At 72.2% G+C, this 5,284-nt stretch carries 1 protein-coding gene; it reads right to left on the reverse strand.

The window, feature by feature from the left end:
* On the reverse strand, nt 1-5,284 hold a 5,284-nt coding region (locus ACFYY6_RS38175), incomplete at both ends, for an amino acid adenylation domain-containing protein (protein ID WP_389197750.1).

The raw sequence follows: 5,284 nt of genomic DNA on the forward strand, positions 1-5,284 counted from the left end.
ACGACAACGACACCTCGCCCGCCACCACCGCCACCGCGTCCGGCGTACGCGCCACCTGCTCCTCGAACAACTCGTGCACCGTCCGCGTCACGGGTGTGGCGGGCGAGGCGGCCAGGCCCGCGGTGAGCAGCAGTTCGCGTTCCCCCTCGGGGAGGTACACGGCACGTGCGTCGCCGTCGGGGTCGGCGGCCATGGCCTCCAGCACGGCGCGGAACATGCCGGCGATCCGGTCGGCGTTCGACTGGCTGAGGACATGGGAGGTGGAGCGCAGGCTGAGAACGCCCTGGAGGGCGGTGACGGTGAGCGCGAACTCGTTGGGGGCGTCGTTGTAGCCCCAGCCGTCCTCGGCCTCCTCGGCGTCCATGCGGTGGAAGTCGAGGTAGCCGAAGAAGATGTCGACCGGGCGACCGCCACCGGGCGCGGCGATGGCGGGCATCGGGAAGTGCCGGTGCGGCCATGCCTCGATCTCCCGGTCGGACATCCGGCGCACCAGTTCCCGCCAGGTGCGGGCGGTCCGGTCGGCGGGGAAGGGCAGGGTGTTGAGGTAGGTGCCGTAGAGGCGGTCGGCGCCGGGCGCCTCCGGGCGTGAGTGGGTGACGAGGCCCGCGTGGTAGGCGGGTTCGTCGGTGAGCTGGCCGACGACCTTCATGAACGCGGCGACCAGGACGCTCTTGACGGGGACGCGTGCGGTGTCGGCGAGGGCGCGCAGCGGCTCCTCCAGGTCGCCGAAGCGGACACCGGCCCGGACGGTCCCGGCGGGTGCGGACAGGTCGCCGTGCCAGTCGGCCGGGATGCCGGCCTTGACGTGGGTGGAGACCATGCCGTCCCAGTAGGCCCGGTCCTCGGCCGATTCCAGGGCGGCGAGTTCGGCGGCGACGGAGTCGGCGAACCGGACGGCGGGGTGCTGGTACGGCTCCGGCTCCCGGCCCTCGCGCAGCCGCCGGTAGACGCCGACCAGGTCCACCAGGAACAGCTGGTTGCTCCAGCCGTCCATGACGGCGTGGGACTGGGTGAAGGTGCACAGCCAGTCGTCGCCGAGCAGGTGCGCGGCGACCCGCAGCAGCGGTCGGCCGGCGGTCAGGTCGAAGACGTGCGCGCGTTCGTCGGCGACGTAGCCGGTGATGTTCCGCCGCTGCCGTTCCTCGGACAGTCCGCGCAGGTCGCGCACGGTCACGGGCACGTCGGCCCCGGCGTGCACGAGTTGCATGGGCGCCGAGTAGCCGGTGAGGGCGACGGAGGTGCGCAGCGGCTCGTGGCGGGCGACGAGGATGCGGACGGCCTCCTCGAAGGCGGCGGTGTCGAACGGCTGGTCGTCGTGGACCCGGTAGACGTTGACGTTGTGGTAGTTGTTCCGCGTGTCGTCGGCGAGCGTCTCGACGAGCATGCCGGTCTGCACGAGGGAGAGCGGGTAGGCGTCGACCACGCCCTGCGGCAGCTTCGCCCGGTCCTCGTCGGTGATCAGCGCGTACGGCGCGATGGCGGCGTGGGCGTCGGCGCTCAGGGCCGTGCGGCCGGAGAGCAGCTCGCACAGTGCGGCGACGGTGCGGTGGGCGAAGACGTCCTTGACCGCGACGTCGAGGCGTTCGCCGCGCAGGGCGCCGACGAGGGCGACGGCTCGGATGGAGTCGCCGCCGAGGTCGAAGAAGTCGTCGTGGACGCCGATGGGGTCGTGGCCGAGGACCTGGGTCCATACGGCGGTGACGCGTTCCTCCAGCGGGGTGCGCGGTGGGGTGTACGCGACGCGGGCATAGGCGTCCTGGCCGGGTGCGGGCAGGGCGTGCCGGTCCAGCTTGCCGTTGGCGTTGAGCGGGAGGGCGCCGAGAGGCACGAACGCGGACGGCACCATGTACTCGGGCAGGGTGCGGCCGAGCAGGGTGTGCAGGTCGGCGGGGTCGGGTGCGTCGTCCCCCGCGGGAACGAGGTAGGCGACCAGGCGCTTGTCGCCGGGGGTGTCCTCGCGGAGCACCACGCGGGCGTCCGTGACGGCGGGGTGGTCGCCGAGCGCGGCCTCGATCTCGCCGAGTTCGACGCGGTAGCCGCGTATCTTGATCTGTCCGTCGCCGCGGCCGAGGAAGTCGACGGCGCCGTCGGGCAGGACGCGCACGAGGTCGCCGGTGCGGTAGAGCCGGGCGCCGGGCGGGCCGTACGGGTCGGGGACGAAGCGTTCGGCGGTGAGGAGCGGCTGGGCGAGGTAGCCGCGGGCCACGCCCGTGCCGCCGACGTACAGCTCTCCCGGGACACCGGTCGGCACCGGTCGCAGCCGGTCGTCCAGGACGTACATCGACACGCCCGGCAGGGGGCGGCCGATGGGCATCACGTCGGGCAGTCCGTCCTTCGTCCCCGGTCCGGGGACGGGCCAGGTGCAGGTGCCGACGGACGTCTCGGTGGGGCCGTACTCGTTGATCAGCCGGGCACCGGGGGCGAGTTCCTGCCAGGTGCGGGCGACCTGGCGGCGGAAGGCCTCGCCCGCGACGACGAGCAGCGGGGCGAGCTCCCGGGCCTGTTCGGCGGTGAGCTGGTGGGCGAGGACCTCCAGGTGCGCGGGGGTCAGTTTGACGAAGGCGTACGGGGCGTGGGCGGCGAGTGCTCCGCCGAGGTCGCCGAGGTCCACGTCCTGCGGCACGACGTGGACGGGCTGACCGGACAGCAGCGGGGCCCAGACGTTGGGCACGACGAGGTCGAAGGCGATGGAGGAGAACAGGGGCGCGCCGCCGCCCGCTCCGGTCAGTTCGTCGACGGCCCAGCGGACGTGGTGGGCGAGTCCGGCGTGCGGGACGAGGACACCCTTGGGCGTGCCGGTGGAGCCGGAGGTGTAGATGACGTACGCGAGCCGGTCCAGGTCGGTGGTCCGCTCGGGTGCCTGGCCGGGCCTGCCGTCGATGGACGCCCGGTCGCCGTCGGTGAGCAGGATGTGTCCGGCGTACGCGTCACCGGCCCGGCCGCGGTGGGCCTCCTGGGTGAGCAGTACGTCGGCGCGGGCGTCGGCGAGCACGTGGGCGACGCGTTCGGCCGGGAAGACGGGGTCCATCGGCAGATAGGCGCCGCCCGCCTTCCAGACGCCGAGGAGGCCGACGACCAGGTCGACGCCGCGGTCGAGGAGGACGCCTACGACGGACTCCGACACGACGCCCAGCGCGCGCAGTTCGTGCGCGAGGCGGTTGGCGCGCGTGTCCAGTTCGGCGTAGGTCAGCCGCTCATGGCCGGAGACGACGGCGAGGGCGTCGGGAGTGCGGGCGGCCTGCTCCTCGAACAGCTCGTACACGGTCCGGGTCACCGGTTCGGTGGGATTGACCGCCCAGGTCCTGATCAGCCGCTCGTGCTCGTCGGCGGGGACGAGCGTCGCGCGGGCGTCCCCGTCGGGGTCGGCGGCCATGGCCTCCAGGACGGCGCGGAACATGGCGCCGATGCGTTCGGTGTTCTCCGGGGTGAGGGACCGGGAGTCCGCGGTGAGGAAGATGTGCTTGACCCGGGAGGAGATGGTCAGCGGGAACTCGGTGGGGCTGTCGTCGATGCCGACGCCGTCGTCGACGAGGGAGGCGTCGACCTGCCGGAAGTCCTGGTAGTTGAAGAAGACGTCGATGAGGCGCTGGGTGCCGCCGATCTCGCGCTGCACGGCGGGCAGCGGGTGACGGCGGTGCTCCCAGGTCTCGACCTCGCGGGCGAAGGTGTTCCGCACGAGCTCCAGCCAGGTGGCCGGCATCCGGTCGAAGGCCAGCGGCAGGGTGTTGAGGTACATGCCGTAGACGCGGTCGGCGCCGGTGACCTCGGGGCGCACGTCGAAGACGAGTCCGGCGTGGAACCGCTCGGCGTCGGTGAGCGCGCTCATCACCTTGCCGAACGAGGCGAGCATGACGCTCTTGAGCGAGGCGTCGGCCTTGCTGGCGAGGGCGCGCAGGCCGGGCTCCAGGTCGTCCCAGGGGATCTGGACGTGGTGCTTGACGGGCGGGGCGTCGCTGTCGTCGCCCCAGTTCGCGGGCAGGGTGAACTTCTCGTAGTCGTGGGTGATCCGGCGCCAGAAGGCGCGGTCCTCGTCGGAGGCGAGGGAGGCGAGTTCACCGGCGATGGAGTCGGCGAAGCGGACGGCGGGCCGCTCGTACGGTTCGGGTTCTCGGCCGTCCCGGAGCCGCTGGTAGATGCCGAGGAGTTCCATCAGGAGGGAGTGGTAGCTCCAGCCCTCCATGATGGGGTGGCATTCGGTGACGGAGATCCACCAGGTGGTGTCACGCGTGGTGTGCGCGTGGAACCGCATCAGGGCGGGGCGGCCCAGGTCGAAGGCGTCGGCCCGTTCCGCACGGACGAACTCGGCGAGTGATTCACGCAGTCCGTCCTCGTCGAGGTGGCCGAGGTCGCGCACGCCGGTGTCGGCCCCGGCGTGCGCGTGAACCAGTTGCATCGGCACCGAGTAGTCCGTGAGATGGACGGAGGTGCGGAGCATGTCGTGGCGGTCCACGACATGGGCGACGGCCTGTGCGAAGGCGGCCCGGTCGAAGGGCCTGTCGTCGAGGATCCGGAAGCAGCTGCAGTTGTGGTAGTGGTTCTTCTCGTCGTCGGCCAGCATCTCGATGACCATGCCGGTCTGGATCTGGGACAGCGGGTAGGCGTCCACGATCCCGTCGGGAAGCAGGGCCCGGTCCTCGTCGGAGATCAGCTCGAACGGCTCGACGAGCCGGAGCCGTTCGGCGTCGAGCGCGGAGCGGCCGGTCAGCAGCTCGCAGAGTTCGGCCACGGTCCGGCGGTCGAAGACGTCGCGCACGGACAGGTCGAATCCCTCGGTGCGCAGGGCGCCGACGAGGGCGACGGCTCGGATGGAGTCGCCGCCGAGGTCGAAGAAGCTGTCGTGGACGCCGACGCGGTCGACCTCCAGGGCGGTGGCCCAGACCTCGGCGAGCCGTGCCTCGACAGGGGTGCGGGGGGCGACGTAGGCGGAGCGGGCGTAGGCGTCGTGCCCGGGAGCGGGCAGGGCCCGCCGGTCCAGCTTCCCGTTGGGGGTGAGCGGGAGGACGTCGAGCGGGACGAATGCCGCGGGGACCATGTAGTCGGGGAGGTCGCGGGCGAGGAGTTCGCGCAGTTCCGCGGTCTCGGGCGGGGTGTCGACGGAGGGGACGACGTAGCCGACGAGACGCTTGTCGCCGGGGGTGTCCTCGCGTGCGACGACGACCGCGTCCCGGACCCCCGGGTGAGCCGACAGCGCCGCCTCGATCTCCCCCAGCTCGATCCGATACCCCCGGACCTTCACCTGCTGATCGATCCGCCCCAGGAAATCCAGACTCCCATCCGCCCTCCT

Origin of the sequence: Streptomyces sp. NPDC001750 (assembly GCF_042892615.1) — a bacterium.
GTDB lineage: Bacteria > Actinomycetota > Actinomycetes > Streptomycetales > Streptomycetaceae > Streptomyces.